The following is a 21,054-nucleotide window of genomic DNA, read 5'->3' on the forward strand; positions in this document are numbered from 1 at the left end:
CTAATGTATGAAAAAGTTGTTCAAGGTTCTCCCGCTGGTTCTGGTCTTAGCCAGTGCAGGTAGTGCATTTGCTGCCGTGCCTAAAGCAATTAATATCGGTACTGATCCGACTTACGCCCCATTTGAATCAAAAGACTCCAGCGGCAAGCTGGTTGGTTTTGATATCGACCTGGCCAACGAGATGTGCAAACGTGCAGCCATTAAATGCACTTACGTTGAAAGTGATTTTGATGCGCTGATCCCGTCCCTGAAAGCGAAAAAGATTGATGCGATTATTTCCTCATTATCCATCACTGAAAAACGCCAGCAGGAAATTGATTTCACAGAGAAACTTTACGCCGCTAACGCCCGTCTGATCGCGCCTAAAGGTTCTAAAGTTCTGCCTACTCTGGATGCGCTGAAAGGTAAAAATGTCGGCGTTCTGCAGGGTTCCACTCAGGAAGCTTATGCCAACGCGATGTGGCAGCCAAAAGGCATCAACGTAGTCGCTTACCAGAACCAGGATCTGATTTATGCGGATCTGGCTTCCGGTCGTCTTGACGCGGCATTCCAGGATGAAGTAGCAGGCAGCGAAGGCTTCCTGAAACAAGCTGCAGGTAAAGATTACGCGTTTGCTGGCCCGTCAGTTAAAGACGATAAATTCTTCGGCGTGGGCACCGGCATGGGGCTGCGTAAGACGGATACTGACCTGAAAGACGCACTGAATAAGGCATTTGACAGCATGCGTAAAGACGGGACTTACGACAAACTGGCGAAAAAATACTTCGACTTTGATGTTTACGGCGGCTGATACGCGTCGTGAGATGTGCCAAAGGGGGCGGTGTGCCGCTCCCTGCGGTTCTGACGCTGGCTGTCTTTTTGTCTGCGCAGGGATCCACTAAAGACAGGAAAAAACCATGCTGTATGGGTATTCCCAGGTAATTATCCAGGGCACGTTAGTGACACTGGAGCTGGCGATTTCGTCAGTCATTCTGGCGCTGGTGATAGGGTTAATCGGCGCGGGCGGGAAACTGTCAAAGAACCGGATCGTGTCTGGTTTTTTTGGTTGCTACACCACGCTTATTCGCGGCGTACCTGATCTGGTATTAATGTTATTGATTTTCTACGGGTTGCAGATTGCGCTTAACAGCGTCACCGAATCACTGGGATTGACGCAAATTGATATCGATCCGATGAGCGCCGGTATTATCACGCTGGGCTTTATCTACGGGGCTTATTTCACTGAGACGTTCCGTGGTGCGTTTATGGCGGTCCCGCGTGGACAAATCGAAGCTGCGACGGCTTTCGGGTTCAGCGGTTCACAGATTTTCCGACGAATTTTATTTCCGGCCATGATGCGCTTTGCACTGCCGGGTATTGCCAACAACTGGCAGGTTATTCTCAAAGCCACCGCGCTGGTGTCCTTGCTGGGTCTGAATGATGTGGTCAAAGCCACGCAACTGGCCGGGAAAGGCACTTATCAGCCGTTCTATTTTGCGATTGTGGCGGGAGTGGTTTATCTGATTTTCACCACGCTGTCGAACGGCGTGCTGGTATGGCTTGATCGCCGTTATTCGCTGGGTGTGAAGAGGGCTGATCTATGATCGAAATTTTACAACAGTACGGTATGTCTTTGCTCTACAGCGATGGCTACCGTTTTACCGGTCTGGCGATCACCCTGTGGTTACTGATCAGCTCCGTGGTGATAGGCGGATTACTGGCGGTACCGATGGCGGTGGGGCGCGTGTCTTCTAACAAATTCCTGCGTTATCCGATCTGGCTGTACACCTATATTTTCCGCGGAACGCCGCTGTATGTTCAGTTGCTGGTGTTTTATTCGGGGATGTACAGCCTGGAAATCGTGCGTGGTACCGACTTCCTCAATGCCTTCTTCCGCAGCGGGCTTAACTGTACGATTCTGGCGCTGACGCTCAACACCTGTGCCTACACCACCGAGATTTTTGCCGGTGCTATCCGCGCAGTACCGCACGGCGAAATCGAAGCGGCCAATGCCTACGGTTTCTCACGCTTTAAACTGTACACCTGCATTATTTTGCCGTCGGCATTACGTACGGCGCTGCCTGCTTACAGTAATGAAGTCATTCTGATGTTGCACTCCACCGCGCTGGCATTTACCGCCACGGTACCGGACGTGCTGAAAATAGCCCGCGACATCAACTCGGCGACGTATCAGCCGTTTTATGCTTTCGGGATTGCAGCAGTGATTTATCTTTGTGTTTCTTTTGTCCTGATCGGGCTGTTCCGCAAGGCGGAAAAACGCTGGCTGGCTCACGTAAAGCCCCAAGCTCATTAATAAGAATTATTTTTGCGGAATAACTTTATGCCAGAAAACAAATTAGCGGTTCTCGATCTCCACAAGCGCTATGGCGACCACGAAGTGCTGAAAGGTGTTTCGTTGTCGGCCAATGCGGGTGATGTGATCAGTATTATCGGTTCATCAGGTTCCGGAAAAAGTACCTTCCTGCGCTGCATTAACTTCCTCGAGAAACCAAGCGAAGGCTCGATCAGCGTTAATAATCAGGATATCCGCATGGTGCGCGACACCGACGGTCAGCTGAAAGTGTTTGATAAGAAGCAACTGCAGCTGCTGCGTACCAAACTGACGATGGTGTTCCAGCATTTCAACCTGTGGAGCCACATGACGGTGCTGGAAAACGTCATGGAAGCGCCGGTGCAGGTGCTGGGGCTGAGCAAAGCCGAAGCGCGTGAACGTGCGGTGAAATACCTCGATAAAGTGGGCATCGACGCCCGTGCACAAGGTAAATATCCGGTGAACTTGTCAGGCGGTCAGCAACAGCGTGTGTCTATTGCCCGCGCGCTGGCGATGGAACCCGAAGTGCTGCTGTTTGATGAGCCGACTTCCGCGCTGGATCCTGAACTGGTCGGCGAGGTGCTGCGTATCATGCAAAAGCTGGCGGAAGAGGGAAAAACCATGGTGGTGGTAACGCATGAGATGGAGTTTGCCCGTCATGTCTCCAGCCATGTCATCTTCCTGCATCAGGGCGTGATTGAAGAACAGGGCGATCCTGCTGAAGTCTTTGGCAATCCGAAAAGCGCCCGTCTGCAACAGTTCCTTTCCGGTGCGCTGAAGTAACATCTGTACGCGCCTTCCCCTCACATGAGGGGAAGGTTTAAAGCAAATCAACCTTTCGCGGCCAGCAGGCACAACTGAACGGTCAGTTCATAGGACTTCACAAACGAATTCACCGGCAGGAACTCAAACTTCGAGTGGAAATTGTGCGCGCCGGTAAAGTAGTTCGGCGTCAGTAATCCTTTGGCCGATAATGCTGCGCCGTCGGTGCCGCCACGCATCGGGATCACTTTCGGCTCCACGCCAATTTCTTTCAGGCCGGCAAAGATCAGGTCGATCGCCCGGCGATCTTCGCCGATGGCGCTGCTGATATTGCTGTAGGTATCGCTGATCTCAACTGAGACTTTTGCGGTCGGATACTGCGCGGCTATCTCTTTCGCCACATCCTGAATTTTCTGCTTACGGGCGGCAAAACTGGCGCTGTCGAAATCGCGAATAGAAGCTTTCAGTTCCGCGCCTTGCTGCGAAGCGCTCATGCCGTTGAACCAGATATAACCTTCCCGGCCTTCAGTGTTTTCAGGGGTTTCAGCGCGGTCAAAATGACTGATGAAATCCTGCGCCATCAGCAGCGGATTCACCAGCACGCCTTTGGCCGACATCGGATGTGCTGTCACGCCGGTGAAGGTAATTTCTGCCGCTGCCGCATTGAAGTTTTCATACACCACTTCGCCGAGTTCGCAGCAGTCGATGGTGTAAGCAAAATCGACATCAAAGCGGGCGAGATCCAACGCCTTGGCACCGCGCAGACCAATTTCTTCGTCAGGCACAAACGCCACCACGATATCGCCGTATTCCTGCTCAGCCGTCAGGTTTTCCAGCAACGTCATCACGACAGTGACCGCCGCTTTATTATCCGCGCCCAGCACGCTGGTACCGTCGCTGAAAATAATATCCTCACCTTTGTAAGGTAAGATTTCCGGGCGTTCCGCAGGGCGCAGCCAGATATCCAGCGCCTTGTTCAGACACACATCCTCACCGGTAAAACGCAATGTCTGCGGATGAATATCCGGGCGCAGGCCGACATCCACGGTATCGATATGCGTGATAAAACCGATACGCGGCCCCCCTTTTTTGGTGCCGGATTTGACTGCCGTCACGGTGGCATATTCATCGATCTGAATATTTTCTAGACCCAGCTGATGCAGTTCTTCAGCCAGCAACCGCGCCATGTCGTGCTGGCCCGGCGTGCTCGGTAAGGTCGTCGCGCTGGCATCACTTTGTGATGTCACGGAGAGATAGCGGTAGAAGCGTTCGGTAAGCTGTGTTGCGATTGTTGTCGACATCTTAACCTCTGAATGTGCGCAAATATTGTTCCCTGTTATAAGATTTTCATATATAACAAAGTATTACTACGTGTTATCCAGATGTTAATCTGTTTTTGCTTTAGGTTCCACGATGAAGAAGATCTAAACACTCTCCGGACAGGGAAAATAGGGAAAAGAATGAAACACAACATCTTAAAAATAAGCACAGGTTTACTGGCGTTAACCATCACCAGCGGCGTTTGTGCTAAAACGCTGGTTTACTGCTCCGAAGGCTCGCCTGAGCAATTCAACCCGCAACTTTATACATCGGGCACTTCCGTGGATGCCAGCGCTGCGCCAATTTATAACCGTCTGGTGGATTTCAAAATCAGTACTACAGAACTGGTGCCGAGTCTGGCGGAAAGCTGGGAGGTCAGCGCAGACGGTAAAACCTATACCTTCCACCTGCGTAAAGGCGTGAAATTCCAGAGCAGCAAGTTGTTCAAACCCACCCGCGACTTCAACGCTGACGACGTGATCTTCTCGTTCATGCGCCAGAAAGACGAGAATAACCCTTATCATAAAATTTCCGGCGGCACTTACCTTAACTTCGACAGCCTGAAAATGGGCGATCTTATCGGCAGCATTGATAAGGTGGATGATTACACGGTGCGCTTTAACCTGACACGTCCCGAAGCGCCGTTCGTGGCCGATCTGGCGTGGTATTTTGCTTCCATCCTCTCGGCGGAATATGCCGATCAGATGCTTAAAGCCGGTACACCGGAAAAATTGGATCAGGATCCGATTGGGACCGGGCCGTTTGAGCTGGTGCAGTACCAGAAAGATACGCGCCTGCTGTACAAAGCGTTCCCGGACTACTGGCAGGGCAAATCCAAAATTGACCGTCTGGTGTATACCATTACGCCTGACGCCTCAATGCGCCTCGCCAAACTCGAGAAAAACGAATGCCAGGTGATGCCGTTCCCGAATCCGGCTGATCTGGATCGTATGCGCGCCAATAAAGACATCAACCTGATGAGCAAGGCTGGCCTGAACACGGGTTTCCTGTCGTTCAATACGCAGAAAGCGCCGCTGGATAATGTGAAAGTGCGTCAGGCGCTGACCATGGCTATTAACAAACCACAGATCATTGAAGCGGTGTTCCACGGTACGGGAACCGTCGCGAAAACGCTGCTGCCGACGGGTGTCTGGAGTTACAACGACAAACTGGTGGATTACGATTACTCACCGGAGAAAGCCAAAGCTCTTCTGGCCGAAGCCGGGATGCCGAACGGTTTTGATATCGATTTATGGGCGATGCCGGTACAGCGTCCGTATAACCCGAATGCCCGGCGTATGGCGGAAATGATCCAGGCGGACTGGGCAAAAATTGGCGTGAAAGCGCATATCGTCAGTTACGAATGGGGTGAATACCAGACCCGTATCCGTAACGGCGAACATATGGCAGCGCTGATGGGCTGGACAACGGCGAACGGTGACCCGGATAACTTCTTTGGTCCGCTGTTTACCTGTAATGCCGCGAAGGGCGGTTCGAACTCAGCGAAATGGTGTTACGCGCCGTTTGACCAGTTGATCACCGAAGCGAAAGAAACCACCGATCATGCGAAACGTGTGGCGCTTTACGAGCAGGCCCAGCAGATGATGCACGATCAGGCACCGGCGGTGATGATCGCCCACTCGACCATTTTCGAACCGGTACGCAAAGAAGTGAGCGGTTATGAAGTGGACCCGTTTGGGAAACATGTGTTTTATCAGGTGGATGTGAAGGAGTAGAACCTGAGGGGGGGAAATTGAATTGTGAAAGTTTCGGTTTCTCAATAACAGTTCTCACACGAGATATTTCGCCGAAACCGAGCAGAGGGGAAAGGCTTTTCCCCTCTGCACTCCCCTCGCTTTTTCACTGCGCGCTGTCGCTGGAACGAAGGACATGTTCTGATCGTTCTGAGTGTGGCGCAAAATGTCATCGCTCCGCGATTCCCTCATTTCAGGCTTCGAGCCATAGGTCTCGAACCGTTCATTCGGTGCCATTTTTGAGCACGCCAATCAACATTTCTAAAAGATAAAACCTCTCTGTTTTTGAATTTAAGAACGTGCGGGCGATTCAGAAATCTTGCTGAACGGAGCGGCCTGAAGACCAAGGCTTCAGGACCGAGAGAAGGCACCGCGCAGCGGCAAGATTTCCAGCCTGTCGCAGTGATAGCTGAAACATAGCCAGCGAGCGAAGCGCTTGTTGAAAAAGCGAGGAGGAATCCAAAGGAGGAAAAGCACTTTCCTCCTTTGGGCGGTTTCGGTGCAGAAAGTTAAGTAATCTCAGTTATTGAGAAACCGAAACATCCCCCCGATCAGTTTTTAAAAAGCGCCAGTACCGCGCCATTGTACCTATGAGACCCCAATCTGGTTGAGCAGGGTGAAGGGCTGCAAGACCCTTCATCCCAGCAAATCCTCCAGCGTTTCCTTTAACTCCTGATGCTTAAACACAAACCCTGCTGCTTCCAGCCGGCGCGGCACTGCCCGCTGACCACCCAGCACTAATACAGCTGATTCGCCCATCAGCAAGCGCACCACAGGCGCGGGTGCCCGCATAAACGCCGGGCGGTGCAATACTTCGCCGAGCAGGGCACTGAATTGCTCGTTGCGCGCCGGATACGGCGACACCATATTGAACGGGCCGGAAAGTGTTTCGTGTTCCAGCAAGAACAGAATCCCGTCAATCATGTCGTTGATGTGGATCCATGGCATGTATTGCTGACCATCACCGAGCGGGCCACCGAGACCGGCGCGGTAGGGCAGAACTATTTTGGCCAGCGCACCGCCTTTTTCAGCCAGTACGATGCCGGTGCGCAGCAAACAAACACGCGTCGCCGCGCTTTGTGCTGACATCGCCAGTGCTTCCCAGCGGGCACACAATTGCCAGGTAAACTGCTTGTTAGGCGGCTCATCTTCAGGCACCAGAGCCTGGCCCTGATCGCCGTAATAGCCGACCGCCGAACCGGAGATAAACACGGCAGGGGGCTTTTCACTGGCGTTAATCAGCGTTGCCAGCTTTTCTGTCAGCTTCCAGCGGCTCTCGCATAACAACGCTTTGTGTTCTTTGGTCCAGCGTTTGTCGGCAATGGGTTCACCGGCAAGGTTAATTACGGCATCGAAACCGTCGAGCGAGGTTTTTCCTTCCAGCGTTTCCCAGACGGAAACCTGCGACCCGAGTATTTTCGCCGCGCGTTCAGGGGCACGGCTCAGGGCGGTGATCTGATGAGATTGCTCAAGAAGCCGTTCGGTCAATTTTCTTCCGATGAGGCCGGTGGCGCCGGTAATCAAGATCTTCATATCGGGATCCTTAACTGTCTGAATACGCGGATGAACTGTCTTTAATCATAGATGAGTCATCGCAATTAACTCGCGATATGGAGCACAGTTAAGGGTTTTTTATTCTGAGATATTCAGAACGCCTCCGGCAGGCTGAAGGGGCTTACTGAACCTGCGCCAGCGCGTAGGCTTTTTGTGTCGCCGGGCGGCTTTTAACCCGTTCGAACCAGTTGCGTACGGCAGGGTATCCAGCCAGATCAATACGCTGGCGTTCATGAGCCGCGACCCACGGATAAGTGGCCATGTCGGCGATACTGTAATTCTCCCCGGCGATATAGGCATTTTTCTCTAACTGGCGGTTCAGCACGCCATACAGACGCTGAGTTTCCTGTAAATAACGCTCAATGGCGTAAGGCACCGGCTGCGGCGCATAATGCGTAAAGTGGTGGTTCTGACCCAGCATCGGGCCAAATCCGGCAACCTGCCAGGTCAGCCATTCCAGTGTCACTGTGCGCTCACGCAACTCTTTGCTGAGAAATTTTCCGGTTTTTTCTGCCAGATATTGCAAAATTGCGCCAGACTCAAAAATACTGACCGGTGTGCCGCCGTCAACGGGCTGACTGTCGACAATGGCCGGGATTTTGTTGTTGGGTGAAATGGCGAGGAATTCAGGTTTGAATTGCTCCCCTGCGCTGATATCAATACGGTGGAGCCGGTATTGCAGGCCACTCTCTTCAAGAAAAAGAGAAACTTTATGGCCATTCGGTGTTGGTGCGTAATAAAGATCGATCATATTGCCTCCTGCGTTGTTTTAATCACTCTCCGCGAATGGCGGGGCGGGATGCGCTAATGTGGAACGGGTAATCACAAGCTTCTTATCCGATTGAGTAGGGTATCATAATGCAGATGTTTAGAAGTCTATGTCGGACTTGTCTGATGGCGAACTTTGCGGGGTAACATAGCTTTTAGGTTGCATCAACGCATCCATAGCTATTGAAGCCACCCAGCAGACCCAGATAGAATCTCCGGACATTATCGACGTGTTGCAAAATCACAGCGCACAGACTTATTGCGCACAGACCAGCGCTTAAAAGAGAAGGTTCCAGCGGATGTCAGAACAAGAGCAAAACATCAGTACGGATGAGTGGGTTGATATCGTCAACGAAGACAACGAGGTCATTGCCCAGGCCAGCCGACAACAAATGCGTGCTCAGGTCCTGCGTCATCGTGCCAGCTATATTGTGGTTCATGATGGAATGGGGAATATTTTGGTTCAGCGTCGGACTGAAACCAAAGATTTCTATCCGGGCTGGCTCGATGCAACGGCCGGTGGTGTGGTGCAAAGCGGTGAAAATATACTTGATTCAGCTCGCCGTGAAGCCGAGGAAGAGCTGGGTATTGCCGGTGTGCCGTTTGCAGAGCACGGTCAGTTCTACTTTGAAGAAGAGAACAAATGTCGCGTATGGGGGGCATTGTTTAGCTGTGTATCCCATGGCCCGTTTGCCCTGCAGGAAGAAGAAATTGATGCCGTCCGCTGGATGACACCGGAAGAAATCACTGCGCGTTGTGATGAATTTACGCCGGACTCCCTGAAAGCACTTTCTCTGTGGATGACGCGAAACAATGAGAAAGAACACGGTAAGCCGCTGACCCGTGAAGCCGTAGCCCCTGTGGCGGATGCGTCTGTCCCGGGTAATAAAGAAAACGATGAAGAAGAATCGTCAGCGAAAGATGATATCTGAATCACATCACGGGCGAACGCATATCGCCCGTTCTCTTTTTAGCAACTCTCCCGCTTGCACAACGACGAAGCGATCGTCACTTCTTCCCATTCCTCGTCATTAATCCTCGCCAGCAATGCCTGGGCAGCGCGCACCCCGATTTCTTTATGCGGAATAGCAATAGTGGTCAGCGGCGGCTGGCATACTTTACTGACATCGGCATTGCCGAAGCCGACCACGGCAAGTTCATCTGGCACTTTGATGCGTCTGCGCTGGCATTCATACAGTGCGCCACAGGCGAGATCGTCGGAAACACACACCAGCGCGTCAATTTCCGGCCAGGCAAGCAGGAACTCCGGCAGTTGCTGAGCGCCGGTGGAAAAGCTGGCAGGCTCGGCGGCGTTTATCACCCGGTGCGGGGAAATATGCGCTTTCAACATGGCCTTACGCCAACCCTGAAGGTGCTGCTGGAAAATCCACTGTTCCTGATTGGCACACAGCATGCCAATATTCTGATATCCCTTCGCCACCACCGTCTGGGTCAACTGAAACATCGCCTCGACATAATCAATGCCGATATTCATGTCGATTGGCGAATTGGTCAGCGCACCGATTTCCAGCACCGGGATGGTCAGGTTATCCAGCCATTGACGTACATTGGCGGAGTGTTCAACGGACAGTAAAATCGCCGCCGCCAGATTGTAGGAAAGCAGCGTTTCCAGCAGTTTTTCTTCCCGCTCAATACGATGTTGAGATTCCGCCAGCATGATCTGATAACCGGCCGGTTGCAGCACTTTCTGTAGCCCGGCAAACATCTCGGCGCAGCCCGCTTCGGAAAGGCTCGGTACAATCATCGCAATGGTATTTGAGGAGGCGGAAGCCAGGGAACTGGCGGCCTGGTTGGGCAGATATCCCAGCTGACTGACCGCTTCTTCGATCTTCTCCCGTAGCTTATCGGAGACCTGTTCGGGTGTGCGCAGCGCACGGGAAACAGTCATGCTGCCCACGCCCGCCAGTTGCGCGACATCAGCCAGCGTCACTCTTCCGGTACTGCGTCTTTTCTTGTTAATGGACATTCACGATCCTGACCTTAACTGCGCATCTTGCGCAAAATGTATACCCACAGGTATAGCGAAAAAAGCGGGCCGCAGCAGGACCGGTAAATCGGGAACCACGGCAGAATTCGGTAAATTATCGGCAATTTCCCGACAAAGTATACCGTTATTTATGCGATCCACGGGACGGCGATACCGCTGTGTGATTATTTTTGATAGCGCTATCACAGATCTCAATGATAGAAGTTTGGTAGCGCTATCTTTGAGATCTGCATCACAGATGTTAACGCTACCGCTGAAGTAGAGTCTGGATCGTTGGTGCGGTCTGGGGGAAATTTGACCGGCCATCTTTAAAAATAAAAACGGAGCATCACTATGCTGAATGATTGGCTGACATCTGAACGAATTCAGATCAGAACGGATATCACGGACTGGCGGCAGGCAGTGGAAGTGAGCGCTGAGCCACTGCTGAAAGAAGGGACAATTACCCCGGATTACCTGACGGCTATTTTTGCTCAACGGGAAAAACTGGGGCCGTATTTTGTTCTGGCGCCGGGCATTGCGATGCCACACGCCAGACCAGAAGAAGGGGCGAACGGGTTGGGACTCTCGTTGCTGACGCTGCCGCACGGCGTGGCGTTTAATTCAGAGGATAACGATCCGGTGTATACCGTGGTGATGTTATCGGCAGCAGATAAGCACAGCCATATTGAACTGATTTCTGAACTGGCAGAATTATTTTCCAGTGAAGAAGATATGCAGAAAATACATCAGGCAAAAACCATCAGAGAAATTCAGGACATTATATCCCGCTATTAATTTGACTTAATATTGTAAAGGGAGTGCGACTTAAATCTAAGGGTATTCTGACCATTCATATGCATTAATATGTGCAGATGGAGTACGGTTCTACATATTTTAATCGTTTAAAAACAGATAAAGGACAAGTGAATAATATGAAAATCATGGCGATTTGTGGTTCCGGTTTAGGCAGCAGCTTTATGGTTGAAATAAACATCAAAAAGGTCCTGAAGAAACTCAATATTCAGGCAGATGTTCAGCACTCCGATTTGTCCTCAGCCATTCCGGGTGAAGCCGACCTGTTCGTGATGGCAAAGGACATCGCTGCCAGTGCCAGCATTCCTGAAAACCAGTTAGTGGTGATTACCAACATCATTGATATTAATGAACTTGAAACAAAACTGATTGCTCACTTTGAAAAACATCCAGTGTCCTGACCGGCACTGAATAACCCTACAAATAAAACAAATAGACAAACGAGGTGGATATGTTTATCCAGGAAACGCTCAAGTTTGTGGTCGATATATTAAAAGTGCCTTCCATACTGGTGGGGCTCATCGCATTAATCGGTCTGGTGGCACAAAAGAAAAACTTTTCTGATGTGGTGAAAGGCACGGTTAAAACAATACTTGGCTTTTTAGTATTGGGCGGTGGTGCAACAGTATTAGTTGGCTCATTAAATCCTTTAGGCGGTATGTTTGAACACGCCTTTAATATCCAGGGTATTATTCCTAATAACGAAGCGATTGTTTCCATCGCGCTGGAGAAATTCGGTGCACCGACAGCGTTAATTATGGCGTTTGGTATGGTGGCAAACCTGATCGTGGCCCGTTTCACCCGTCTTAAATATGTGTTTCTGACCGGTCATCACACGTTTTATATGGCCTGTATGATCAGCGTTATTCTGACGGTGGCCGGTTTTGAAGGCGTTTCACTGGTGTTCACCGGTTCCCTGACGCTGGGCCTTATCATGGCGTTCTTCCCGGCGCTGGCGCAACGTTACATGCGTAAAATTACCGGCAGCGACGACGTGGCATTTGGTCATTTCGGCACCATTGGTTACGTCTTATCGGGCTGGATCGGCAGCAAGGTCGGTAAAGGTTCACGTTCTACGGAAGAAATGAATCTGCCGAAAAATCTCAGTTTCCTGCGTGACAGTTCCATTTCTATCTCGCTCACCATGATTATTATTTACCTGATTATGGCGGTGTTCGCGGGTCAGGTCTTTGTTGAGGCGACCTACAGTGCAGGCCAGAACTACCTGGTGTACGCCATCATCATGGCAATTACCTTTGCGGCAGGCGTGTTCATCATTTTGCAGGGTGTGCGTCTGATCCTGGCGGAAATCGTTCCGGCATTCGTCGGCTTCTCCGAGAAACTGGTGCCTAATGCCCGTCCGGCGCTGGATTGTCCGGTGGTGTATCCGTACGCGCCGAATGCGGTGCTGATCGGTTTCCTGTTCAGCTTCCTTGGCGGTCTGGTGGGACTGTTCCTGTTAGGGCAAATGCATCTGGTGCTGATCCTGCCGGGCGTGGTGCCACACTTCTTCACTGGTGCGACGGCAGGTGTGTTCGGTAATGCGACCGGCGGGCGTCGCGGGGCAATGATCGGTGCGTTTGCCAACGGCGTGCTGATTACCTTCCTGCCGGTTCTGCTGTTGCCAGTACTGGGCGCGCTGGGCTTTGCTAATGCCACCTTCTCTGATGCGGACTTCGGCGTTATCGGCATCCTGCTGGGTAATCTGGCTCGCTTTATGTCGAAGGAAGGCATCATGGCGCTGATTGTCGGTATCTTCGCGGTACTGGTTGCCTGGAACTATCTCGGCAAAAAACCGGCGGCTGAGAAAGAAATCACTGAAAAGTAATTCCCTGCACCACTACGTTTTTTAACTCCATCCGGGAAACACTGTCCTGCCTGTTAGAAATAACAGGCCAGGATAAGTGCTCATTAAAATAAGGACCAATGAAGATGAAAGATGTCCAGGAGGTTCGTGATCTGGCCCGCCATATCCGTATCGAGACGCTAAAAATGCTGACCGGTTTAGGATTCGGGCACTATGGCGGCAGCATGTCCGTGGTGGAAACGCTGGCCGTGTTGTATGGCGATGTGATGCGCATCGACCCGAAAAAACCAGACTGGCAGGAACGTGATTATTTCGTGCTGTCCAAAGGCCATGCTGGACCAGCGTTGTATGCCACGCTGGCACTGAAAGGTTATTTCCCGGTCAGCGAATTACACACCCTCAACCAGAATGGCACAAAGCTGCCGAGCCATCCGGACCGGCTGCGGACCACCGGCGTGGATGCCACCACCGGCTCGCTGGGACAAGGCGTTTCCATTGCGGCGGGCATGGCACTTTCGCATAAGCTGGCTGGTCGCAGCAACCGCGTCTTCTGCATTCTTGGCGACGGTGAGTTGAACGAGGGCCAGTGCTGGGAAGCCTTCCAGTTTATTGCGCACCACAATCTGCATAACCTGACACTGTTCATCGATTACAACAAACAGCAACTCGATGGCACGCTGGATGAAGTGATTAAGCCATTCGATCTGGCCGGAAAATTCAGTGCGTTCGGGTTTGATGTAGAGACCATTAAAGGCGATGACATTGTGGCTATCAGCGAGGCGGTCACGCCGGTTCGTCACGCCGAGCAGCGTCCTCTGGTGGTGATCCTCGACAGCATCAAAGGGCAGGGCGTGAAGTATCTCGAGCAACTGGCGAACTCACATCACCTGCGTTTAACGCCGGATGTGAAACTGGAAATCGAAAACGCTATCGCTGAGCTGGAGGCCACTCATGTTTGAAGTTTCTCTTGAATTGCAAAAAGACGCAGTAGAAATGCGTAAAGTTTACGCCAGCACTGTGCGCGAAAAAATTGTAGAGAATACGCCGATTATCGCGCTGGAAGCCGATCTGATGAGCTCGATGGCGATGGACGGCGTACACAAAAATCATCCTGATCACGTGATTAACTGCGGCATCATGGAAGCGAATGTCATCGGTGTTGCCGCCGGGCTTTCGCTGACCGGTCGCGTGCCGTTTGTGCATACTTTTACCGCCTTTGCCAGCCGCCGCTGTTTCGATCAGCTGTTTATGTCGCTGGATTACCAGAAGAATAACGTCAAGATCATTGCGTCAGATGCGGGCGTCAGCGCCTGTCATAACGGCGGCACGCATATGTCGTTCGAAGATATGGGTATTGTGCGCGGGCTGGCGAGTTCGGTGGTGATGGAAGTCACCGACGCCGTGATGTTCCGCAATATTTTGCTGCAACTGATGGATTTAAAAGGTTTCTACTGGGTGCGTACCATTCGCAAACAGGCTACGCAGGTTTACAAGGAAGGCTCGACGTTTACCATCGGCAAGGCCAATGTGCTGCGTGATGGCACAGACGTGACGCTGATTGCGAACGGGATTATGGTGGCGGAAGCGCTGAGAGCGGCGCAAATGCTGGAACGCGAAGGGGTCAGTGCGGCAGTCATCGACATGTTTACCCTCAAGCCGATTGATAAAGATGTCATCATCAAATACGCCACGAAAACCGGCAAAATTGTGACCTGTGAAAACCACAGTATTCATAACGGACTGGGATCAGCGGTGGCGGAAGTGCTGGTGGAAAACCAGCCGGTGCCGATGCGCCGGGTTGGTGTCAAAGAGCGTTACGGACAGGTGGGCACCCAGGAGTTTTTACAGCAGGAATATGGCCTGACGGCTGAACATATTCTGGAAGCAGCAAAAACACTGCTCTGAATCTTTATCGATCAGCCATGAAGCGATCCACAAAAAAGACCAAAAAAAACGCCGGACTCAAAAAGCCCGGCGTCTTGCGTTCAGAGGGTTTGGCTTATTTGGCCGCAACCGCTGCTTCTGCCTGAGCAGACTGAATCGCAGTCAGTGCAACGGTGTAGACGATATCGTCAACCAGTGCGCCACGCGACAGGTCATTAACCGGTTTACGCATACCCTGCAGCATCGGCCCGATAGAGACCAGATCCGCAGAACGTTGTACCGCTTTGTACGTGGTGTTACCGGTATTCAGGTCAGGGAAGATGAACACGGTCGCTTTACCCGCAACCGGCGAGTTTGGCGCTTTAGATTGTGCAACATCAGCCATGATCGCAGCATCATATTGCAGCGGGCCATCGATGATGAGATCCGGACGTTTTTCCTGGGCCAGACGGGTCGCTTCACGCACTTTCTCAACGTCGCTACCTGCGCCGGAGTTACCGGTTGAGTAGGAGATCATGGCAACGCGGGGTTCGATACCGAAGGCTGCAGCGGAGTCCGCAGACTGGATCGCGATTTCAGACAGCTGTTCAGCAGTAGGATCCGGGTTGATCGCACAGTCGCCATACACCAGAACCTGATCAGGCAGCAGCATGAAGAACACAGAGGAAACCAGTGAGCTGCCCGGCGCAGTTTTGATCAACTGTAACGGCGGGCGGATGGTGTTTGCGGTGGTGTGAACAGCACCGGAAACCAGACCGTCAACGTTACCTTGTTCCAGCATCAGGGTGCCGAGAACCACGTTGTCTTCCAGTTGTTCGCGCGCAACCACTTCGGTCATACCCTTGCTTTTACGCAGTTCAACCAGACGCGCCACGTATTCTTCACGGACAGCCACCGGATCAACGATTTCGATGCCTTTACCCAGCGTCACGCCCTGAGCTGCTGCAACGCGTTTGATCTCGTCAGGGTTACCCAACAGAACACATTCCGCGATACCACGTTCAGCACAAAGCGCTGCCGCTTTCACAGTGCGTGGCTCGTCGCCTTCCGGCAGAACGATACGTTTACCGGCTTTACGGGCCAGTTCGGTCAGCTGATAGCGGAATGCCGGAGGTGACAGACGGCGTGAACGTTCAGAGTGTGCGCTCAGGGAGTTGATCCAGTCAGCATTGATGTGAGAAGCCACGTACTGTTGCAGTTTCTCTACGCGCTGATGGTCATCTGCAGGCACTTCCAGATTGAAGCTTTGCAGGCTCAGGGAAGTCTGCCAGGTGTTGGTTTCTACCATGAAGACTGGCAGGCCTGTCTGGAATGCACGTTCGCACAGGCTGTTGATGCGGGCGTCGATTTCGTAGCCACCGGTCAGCAGGATAGCGCCGATTTCCACGCCATTCATGGCTGCCAGACAGGCTGAAACCAGCACGTCAGGACGGTCAGCGGAGGTCACCAGCAGGGAGCCAGGACGGAAATGCTCCAGCATATGCGGAATGCTGCGTGCGCAGAAAGTGACGGATTTCACGCGGCGGGTTTTGACGTCGCCTTCGTTGATGATACGTGCGTTCAGGTGCTTAGCCATGTCGATTGCGCGGGTGGCAATCAGCTCGAAGCTCCACGGAATGCAGCCCAGAACCGGCAGCGGGCTGTTAGCGAACAGCTGAGTCGGGTCGATATTTGCCACGCTGGCTTTGGTGGAATCATCAAAGATTTCAGACAGGTCAGGACGTGTACGCCCCTGCTCGTCAACCGGTGCATTCAGTTTGTTAATGATTACGCCGGTGATATTTTTGTTTTTGCTGCCACCGAAGCTGGAACGGGCCAGTTCGATACGTTCTTTGAGCTGCGCAGGAGAATCATTACCCAGCGCCAGAACGAAGACGATTTCTGCGTTCAGGGTTTTGGCAATTTCGTAGTTCAGCGCATTGGCGAACTGGTGTTTGCGGGTAGGCACTAAACCTTCAACCAGCACCACTTCGGCATCTTTGGTGTTTTCGTGATAACGCGCGATGATTTCTTCCATCAGCACGTCTTGCTGGTTTGAGCTCAGCAAGGTTTCAACGTGGCTCATTTTCAGCGGTTCGGCTGCAGTCACGGTGGAGTTAGCGCGAATAATGGTCGTGGTTTGGTCAGGAGCATCTCCGCCAGTACGCGGCTGGGCGATAGGTTTGAAGATACTCAGGCTGACGCCTTTTTGTTCCATGGCACGGATCACACCCAGGCTGACACTGGTCAGACCGACACTGGTGCCTGTAGGGATCAACATAATTGTACGGGACACGGCTAAACCTCTTTAACGGTTGCCAGGCAGGGACATTCGCAGGTTTGTGCAGAGGGGATAATGATCAGCATAAGCGCGATGATTATCCTGCGCGGTGCGTCCAAACGGGCGGCGTTTGCCTATAAGTGAAAAATTGCCCGCATTACGCGGGCAGTCTTGAATCGAATTATGCAGTCAGACGCGCGGCGTCTTGTGCAATCACCAGCTCTTCGTTGGTTGGGATAACCAGAGCGGCGCGAGTGCCTTCTTTGTTGATCGCCCCGGATTTACCGAAACGGGCAGCCAGGTTACGTTCGTGATCCACTTCAAAGCCCAGCAGGCCTAATTTAGCCAGAGACAATTCGCGAACCATTGCGGCGTTTTCGCCGATACCGCCTGTGAATACGACGGCGTCCAGGCGGCCTTCCATCAGTGAAGTGTACGCACCGATGTATTTCGCCAGGCGGTGGCAGAAGACGTCCATGGCACGTCTGGCATCAGCTTTAGTGGTGTAGTTGTCTTCAACATAACGGCAGTCGCTGGTGACTTCAGTCAGGCCCAGCAGACCCGATTCTTTAGTCAGCATTTTGTTGATTTGATCAACGCTCATGCCCAGAGAATCGTGCAGGTGGAAGATAATTGCCGGGTCGATGTCACCGCTGCGGGTACCCATCACCAGACCTTCCAGCGGGGTCAGCCCCATGGAAGTATCCACACATTTACCGTTACGGATGGCACTGACAGAACCGCCGTTACCCAGGTGGCAAGTGATCAGATTCACTTCTTCCACGGGTTTGTTCAGCATTTTTGCGGCTTCCTGAGTCACGTAGAAGTGACTGGTGCCGTGTGCGCCATAACGACGGACATGGTGATCTTTATACAGGCTGTACGGCAGGGCGTAGAGGTATGATTCTTCTGGCATTGTCTGATGGAAAGCGGTGTCGAAAACGGCAACGTTTTTATCAGCCAGTTTAGGGAAAGATTTCAGTGCTTCATCAATACCGATCAGGTGAGCCGGGTTATGCAGCGGCGCAAACGGGATAGACTCTTTGATACCCTCGATGACAGCGTCGTTGATCAGCATTGATTTGGTCAGCTTCTCGCCGCCATGAACGATGCGGTGGCCGATTGCAACCAGTTCTGCGGACAGCTCAGGTTTTTTGCTCAGAATGTTATTAACGATGAATTTCAACGCTTCACTGTGTGCGGCGCCCGCACCTAAAGCGGCTTCTTCTTTGCCACCGTCCATTTTCCATTTAATGCGCGCTTCTGGCAGATGGAAACATTCGGCTAAACCTGAAATGTGTTCTTCGCCATTTGCAGCATCAATGATGGCAAACTTTAGGGAAGAACTACCACAGTTAAGAACCAGTACAAGCTTACTCGACATGGAAGTACCTATTTATTGTTGGTGCTGTTTAAAAAAAACAATACACGTGGTTAATAAATCGTCAGTCTGACATCAAGCGTAGCGCATAATGGCGGCGACAATTATGATTAACATCATGCCAGAGAGCCAAAACAGGCATGACGATGAAAAAGCTGAAGAATTGCCGGGCTTTGGTTTTTTTAAGCGTCCGGATGACAGAAATAAAGCGGTTTACTGCGCCGCATATTTCGGTTTACGTATCTTCAGGGTGTTACTAATCAGCAAAAACACTAACAAAAAATACAATAATTAATTACAAATCCTCTCAGACCGAGGCACTATGGTTATTATGGGGGCGAAAGATTGCAATTCACCGCGTTTGCCCCAAGTTTATATTGATCTCGTTGCCTGAGAGGGTTGCGAGGCTGCGATAGAATACCGACAGGTGCCAGCAAAAACAAAATATATTTTATCGTGATAAACTCCAGTTTGTGTTTTACAACTATTTTTTAAATTTTACACGTGAAGTTGAGGTGCAAAGATGACGAGTAAGCCAACAGGCTCGGTAGGCTGGTTCCAGGTATTCCAGCGCGGGCAGCACTATATGAAGACATGGCCGTCAGATAAGCGCCTGGCTCCGATGTTTCCGGAGAACCGGATTTCTACTGCTACACGCTTCGCGGTACGCATCATGCCACCGGTTGCGGTCTTTACCCTGACGTGGCAAATCGCGCTCGGCGGACAACTCGGGCTGGCCGTCGCCACGGCAATTTTTGCCTGTAGCTTGCCGATGCAGGGACTGTGGTGGCTGGGTCGCCGTTCTCTGACGCCACTGCCGCCGGGATTACTCGGCTGGTTCCACGATGTACGCAATAAACTCACTGAATCCGGACTGGCGCTGGCGCCAGTTGAAGGCACGCCGACGTATCAGTCACTGGCTGACGTCCTTAAGCGCGCGTTCAAACAACTGGACAAAACCTTTTTAGACGATCTGTAAGCCTGATTTCCCCGCTTACTGCGTCTGTCATCATCTATAGTCTTTCATAAGTCGCATTTCACCGGGGGAAAGTCTCCCCTGGTGATTATTTCAGATGAGATCCCGACCCAAATCAAAGAATGGTGTGCTTGCGATTTCGCAGAACTTTGCGCTATGCCATGCTTTGCTCATTATGCAGACATGAGGATTTTCACGATGGAAATGACGAACGCTCAACGCCTGATTTTGTCCAATCAATACAAGATGATGACCATGCTGGATCCCGATAACGCAGAACGCTATCGCCGGTTACAAACAGTGATCGAACGGGGTTTTGGTTTGCAAATGCGCGAGCTGGACAGAGATTTCGGCGAATTGCCGGAAGAAACCTGTCGCACAGTCATTAACATTATGGAAATGCATCATGCGATGCAGGTGTCGTGGACCAATTTGAAAGACACGCAAGACTTGGATCGCCGCCGAATTGATTTTCTGGGTTTTGATGCCGCAACGGAATCCCGTTATTTAAGCTATGTCCGCTTTATGGTGAACACCGAAGGACGTTACACTGATTTTGATGCAGGCACTCATGGGTTTAACTCGCAGACCAAAATGTGGGATAAATACCAGCGTATGTTGGCGGTCTGGCAGTCGTGCCCGCGTCAGTATCACCTGAGCGCGGTAGAGATCGCGCAAATTATCAATGCCTGATGTAAACACTTAAAGGAGTCGCCTGTGCTTTGTAAGGGTTTTTTGTTCGACCTTGATGGAACGTTAGTTGATTCATTACCTGCCGTTGAGCGTGCCTGGGTGAGCTGGGCGCTTAGCTGGGGTGTCAGCCCGCAGGATGTACTGGCGTTTATTCACGGTAAGCAGGCGATCACTTCTTTGCGTCATTTTATGGCGGGTGAAAGCGAAGAAACGATTCAAAAAGAGTTTCTCAAGCTGGAACAAATTGAAGCCACGGACACCGAGGGTGTCGCCGCTCTCCCGGGCGCACATTTGTTGTTGAGCGAACTCAATCGCCAGAATATTCCCTGGGCGATTGTGACTTCCGGATCAATGCCTGTTGCCAGTGCGCGCCATAAAGCGGCGCATTTGCCTGAACCCGAAGTGTTTATCACCGCTGAACAGGTCAAACACGGCAAGCCACAACCCGATGCCTACTTGCTGGGGGCAGAACGTTTAGGTCTGGCCCCGGAAGATTGTGTGGTGGTTGAAGATGCTGCAGCCGGCGTGATGGCCGGGCTGGCGGCGGGCTGCAAAGTCATTGCCGTCAATGCGCCAGACGATACACCCGGGATTGAAAATGTCGATTTCGATCTGACTACGCTCGAAATTCTGCTGGTCAGCAGTTCCGACGAAGGTGTGAAAGTCAGCCTGCGTTAAGGACAGAAAAAATACAATTTCCCTGTATAAATTGATATAAACCTCGCCTGTGCGGGGTTTTTTTATGCCATTCTCATACCCAGTCATACATCAAACTGTCTCA

The 21,054-nt window shown here is 51.8% G+C and carries 21 protein-coding genes; 15 read left to right on the top strand and 6 right to left on the bottom strand.

Going from position 1 to position 21,054, the window contains the following annotated elements:
- The first annotated feature begins 7 nt into the window (after positions 1-7).
- From argT to hisP, 4 genes are all read left to right on the top strand, one after another.
- On the top strand, positions 8-790 hold the full coding sequence (gene argT, locus LC431_RS16735) for a lysine/arginine/ornithine ABC transporter substrate-binding protein ArgT (RefSeq protein ID WP_013574564.1): 783 nt from the start codon (positions 8-10) through the stop codon (positions 788-790).
- A gap of 106 nt (positions 791-896) precedes the next feature.
- A complete protein-coding gene (locus tag LC431_RS16740; RefSeq protein ID WP_013574565.1) occupies positions 897-1,583 on the top strand; it encodes a histidine ABC transporter permease HisQ in 687 nt (228 codons plus the stop codon).
- Positions 1,580-2,293: an ABC transporter permease gene (locus tag LC431_RS16745; RefSeq protein ID WP_013574566.1), complete on the top strand. Its 714-nt coding sequence runs from the start codon at positions 1,580-1,582 to the stop codon at positions 2,291-2,293. The genes LC431_RS16740 and LC431_RS16745 overlap by 4 nt, the downstream gene beginning before the upstream one ends.
- 27 nt (positions 2,294-2,320) lie before the next feature.
- Positions 2,321-3,094 (top strand): histidine ABC transporter ATP-binding protein HisP, encoded by a 774-nt coding sequence (hisP, locus tag LC431_RS16750; protein WP_013574567.1) that lies wholly within the window; start codon positions 2,321-2,323, stop codon positions 3,092-3,094.
- A 47-nt stretch (positions 3,095-3,141) separates the two neighbouring features.
- Here hisP and pepT read toward each other — a convergent pair whose 3' ends face one another.
- Positions 3,142-4,374: a peptidase T gene (pepT, locus tag LC431_RS16755; protein ID WP_223510107.1), complete on the bottom strand. Its 1,233-nt coding sequence runs from the start codon at positions 4,372-4,374 to the stop codon at positions 3,142-3,144.
- A gap of 159 nt (positions 4,375-4,533) precedes the next feature.
- On the opposite strand from pepT, the gene LC431_RS16760 reads away from it, so the two are divergent.
- Complete coding sequence (locus tag LC431_RS16760; RefSeq protein ID WP_223510108.1) at positions 4,534-6,129, top strand: ABC transporter substrate-binding protein; 1,596 nt, start codon at positions 4,534-4,536, stop codon at positions 6,127-6,129.
- Between the two features lie 654 nt (positions 6,130-6,783).
- On the opposite strand, the gene LC431_RS16765 is transcribed toward LC431_RS16760, so the two are convergent.
- Complete coding sequence (locus LC431_RS16765) at positions 6,784-7,680, bottom strand: TIGR01777 family oxidoreductase (protein WP_112197091.1); 897 nt, start codon at positions 7,678-7,680, stop codon at positions 6,784-6,786.
- Positions 7,681-7,822: 142 nt separating this feature from the next.
- Positions 7,823-8,452 carry a GSH-dependent disulfide bond oxidoreductase gene (yfcG, locus tag LC431_RS16770; RefSeq protein WP_013574571.1) on the bottom strand — a complete coding sequence of 210 codons (630 nt, stop codon included), beginning with the start codon at positions 8,450-8,452 and terminating at the stop codon, positions 7,823-7,825.
- Positions 8,453-8,768: 316 nt separating this feature from the next.
- Between yfcG and yfcD the strand changes: the two genes are divergently transcribed.
- Positions 8,769-9,401 carry an NUDIX hydrolase YfcD gene (yfcD, locus tag LC431_RS16775; RefSeq protein ID WP_112151210.1) on the top strand — a complete coding sequence of 211 codons (633 nt, stop codon included), beginning with the start codon at positions 8,769-8,771 and terminating at the stop codon, positions 9,399-9,401.
- Positions 9,402-9,439: 38 nt separating this feature from the next.
- Here the strand turns inward: yfcD and LC431_RS16780 are convergent, their stop codons facing one another.
- Complete coding sequence (locus tag LC431_RS16780; RefSeq protein WP_223510109.1) at positions 9,440-10,456, bottom strand: LacI family DNA-binding transcriptional regulator; 1,017 nt, start codon at positions 10,454-10,456, stop codon at positions 9,440-9,442.
- A gap of 354 nt (positions 10,457-10,810) precedes the next feature.
- Between LC431_RS16780 and LC431_RS16785 the strand changes: the two genes are divergently transcribed.
- The 5 genes from LC431_RS16785 to LC431_RS16805 all read left to right on the top strand — a co-directional run bounded on the left by LC431_RS16785 (position 10,811) and on the right by LC431_RS16805 (position 14,984).
- Positions 10,811-11,254 (top strand): PTS sugar transporter subunit IIA, encoded by a 444-nt coding sequence (locus tag LC431_RS16785; RefSeq protein ID WP_223510110.1) that lies wholly within the window; start codon positions 10,811-10,813, stop codon positions 11,252-11,254.
- A 137-nt stretch (positions 11,255-11,391) separates the two neighbouring features.
- Positions 11,392-11,673, top strand: coding sequence for a PTS sugar transporter subunit IIB (locus LC431_RS16790; RefSeq protein WP_104921260.1), 282 nt, complete (start codon positions 11,392-11,394; stop codon positions 11,671-11,673).
- Positions 11,674-11,723: 50 nt separating this feature from the next.
- On the top strand, positions 11,724-13,100 hold the full coding sequence (locus LC431_RS16795) for a PTS ascorbate transporter subunit IIC (protein ID WP_013574576.1): 1,377 nt from the start codon (positions 11,724-11,726) through the stop codon (positions 13,098-13,100).
- 104 nt (positions 13,101-13,204) lie between these two features.
- A complete protein-coding gene (locus LC431_RS16800; RefSeq protein ID WP_013574577.1) occupies positions 13,205-14,038 on the top strand; it encodes a transketolase in 834 nt (277 codons plus the stop codon).
- Complete coding sequence (locus LC431_RS16805) at positions 14,031-14,984, top strand: transketolase family protein (protein WP_153374937.1); 954 nt, start codon at positions 14,031-14,033, stop codon at positions 14,982-14,984. Before LC431_RS16800 ends, LC431_RS16805 begins: the two co-directional genes overlap by 8 nt.
- 94 nt (positions 14,985-15,078) lie before the next feature.
- Here LC431_RS16805 and pta read toward each other — a convergent pair whose 3' ends face one another.
- Together pta and ackA are read right to left on the bottom strand one after the other, a co-directional pair.
- A complete protein-coding gene (pta, locus tag LC431_RS16810) occupies positions 15,079-17,223 on the bottom strand; it encodes a phosphate acetyltransferase (protein ID WP_153374992.1) in 2,145 nt (714 codons plus the stop codon).
- Positions 17,224-17,404: 181 nt separating this feature from the next.
- Positions 17,405-18,607 carry an acetate kinase gene (gene ackA / locus LC431_RS16815; RefSeq protein WP_013574580.1) on the bottom strand — a complete coding sequence of 401 codons (1,203 nt, stop codon included), beginning with the start codon at positions 18,605-18,607 and terminating at the stop codon, positions 17,405-17,407.
- Between the two features lie 103 nt (positions 18,608-18,710).
- On the opposite strand from ackA, the gene LC431_RS16820 reads away from it, so the two are divergent.
- The 4 genes from LC431_RS16820 to LC431_RS16835 all read left to right on the top strand — a co-directional run bounded on the left by LC431_RS16820 (position 18,711) and on the right by LC431_RS16835 (position 20,951).
- The gene (locus LC431_RS16820) at positions 18,711-18,899 is read left to right on the top strand and encodes a hypothetical protein (protein WP_013574581.1); all 189 of its coding nucleotides are present in this window, start codon (positions 18,711-18,713) and stop codon (positions 18,897-18,899) included.
- 228 nt (positions 18,900-19,127) lie between these two features.
- Positions 19,128-19,583 (top strand): terminus macrodomain insulation protein YfbV, encoded by a 456-nt coding sequence (gene yfbV, locus LC431_RS16825; RefSeq protein WP_013574582.1) that lies wholly within the window; start codon positions 19,128-19,130, stop codon positions 19,581-19,583.
- A gap of 195 nt (positions 19,584-19,778) precedes the next feature.
- Entirely contained in the window at positions 19,779-20,273 is a 495-nt protein-coding gene (locus LC431_RS16830) for a YfbU family protein (RefSeq protein ID WP_013574583.1), read from the top strand.
- 24 nt (positions 20,274-20,297) lie between these two features.
- Positions 20,298-20,951 (top strand): sugar phosphatase, encoded by a 654-nt coding sequence (locus tag LC431_RS16835; RefSeq protein WP_013574584.1) that lies wholly within the window; start codon positions 20,298-20,300, stop codon positions 20,949-20,951.
- Positions 20,952-21,054: the final 103 nt, after the last annotated feature.

Source organism: Rahnella sp. GSA61A, from assembly GCF_019969905.1.
Classification (GTDB): Bacteria; Pseudomonadota; Gammaproteobacteria; order Enterobacterales; family Enterobacteriaceae; genus Rahnella; species Rahnella aceris.

Bases quoted from the DNA above. Each gene is read 5' to 3' on its own strand.
- argT (WP_013574564.1), top strand. From the start codon at position 8: ATGAAAAAGTTGTTCAAGGTTCTCCCGCTGGTTCTGGTCTTAGCCAGT.
- LC431_RS16740 (WP_013574565.1), top strand. From the start codon at position 897: ATGCTGTATGGGTATTCCCAGGTAATTATCCAGGGCACGTTAGTGACA.
- LC431_RS16745 (WP_013574566.1), top strand. From the start codon at position 1,580: ATGATCGAAATTTTACAACAGTACGGTATGTCTTTGCTCTACAGCGAT.
- hisP (WP_013574567.1), top strand. From the start codon at position 2,321: ATGCCAGAAAACAAATTAGCGGTTCTCGATCTCCACAAGCGCTATGGC.
- pepT (WP_223510107.1), bottom strand. From the start codon at position 4,374: ATGTCGACAACAATCGCAACACAGCTTACCGAACGCTTCTACCGCTAT.
- LC431_RS16760 (WP_223510108.1), top strand. From the start codon at position 4,534: ATGAAACACAACATCTTAAAAATAAGCACAGGTTTACTGGCGTTAACC.
- LC431_RS16765 (WP_112197091.1), bottom strand. From the start codon at position 7,680: ATGAAGATCTTGATTACCGGCGCCACCGGCCTCATCGGAAGAAAATTG.
- yfcG (WP_013574571.1), bottom strand. From the start codon at position 8,452: ATGATCGATCTTTATTACGCACCAACACCGAATGGCCATAAAGTTTCT.
- yfcD (WP_112151210.1), top strand. From the start codon at position 8,769: ATGTCAGAACAAGAGCAAAACATCAGTACGGATGAGTGGGTTGATATC.
- LC431_RS16780 (WP_223510109.1), bottom strand. From the start codon at position 10,456: ATGTCCATTAACAAGAAAAGACGCAGTACCGGAAGAGTGACGCTGGCT.
- LC431_RS16785 (WP_223510110.1), top strand. From the start codon at position 10,811: ATGCTGAATGATTGGCTGACATCTGAACGAATTCAGATCAGAACGGAT.
- LC431_RS16790 (WP_104921260.1), top strand. From the start codon at position 11,392: ATGAAAATCATGGCGATTTGTGGTTCCGGTTTAGGCAGCAGCTTTATG.
- LC431_RS16795 (WP_013574576.1), top strand. From the start codon at position 11,724: ATGTTTATCCAGGAAACGCTCAAGTTTGTGGTCGATATATTAAAAGTG.
- LC431_RS16800 (WP_013574577.1), top strand. From the start codon at position 13,205: ATGAAAGATGTCCAGGAGGTTCGTGATCTGGCCCGCCATATCCGTATC.
- LC431_RS16805 (WP_153374937.1), top strand. From the start codon at position 14,031: ATGTTTGAAGTTTCTCTTGAATTGCAAAAAGACGCAGTAGAAATGCGT.
- pta (WP_153374992.1), bottom strand. From the start codon at position 17,223: ATGTTGATCCCTACAGGCACCAGTGTCGGTCTGACCAGTGTCAGCCTG.
- ackA (WP_013574580.1), bottom strand. From the start codon at position 18,607: ATGTCGAGTAAGCTTGTACTGGTTCTTAACTGTGGTAGTTCTTCCCTA.
- LC431_RS16820 (WP_013574581.1), top strand. From the start codon at position 18,711: ATGATTAACATCATGCCAGAGAGCCAAAACAGGCATGACGATGAAAAA.
- yfbV (WP_013574582.1), top strand. From the start codon at position 19,128: ATGACGAGTAAGCCAACAGGCTCGGTAGGCTGGTTCCAGGTATTCCAG.
- LC431_RS16830 (WP_013574583.1), top strand. From the start codon at position 19,779: ATGGAAATGACGAACGCTCAACGCCTGATTTTGTCCAATCAATACAAG.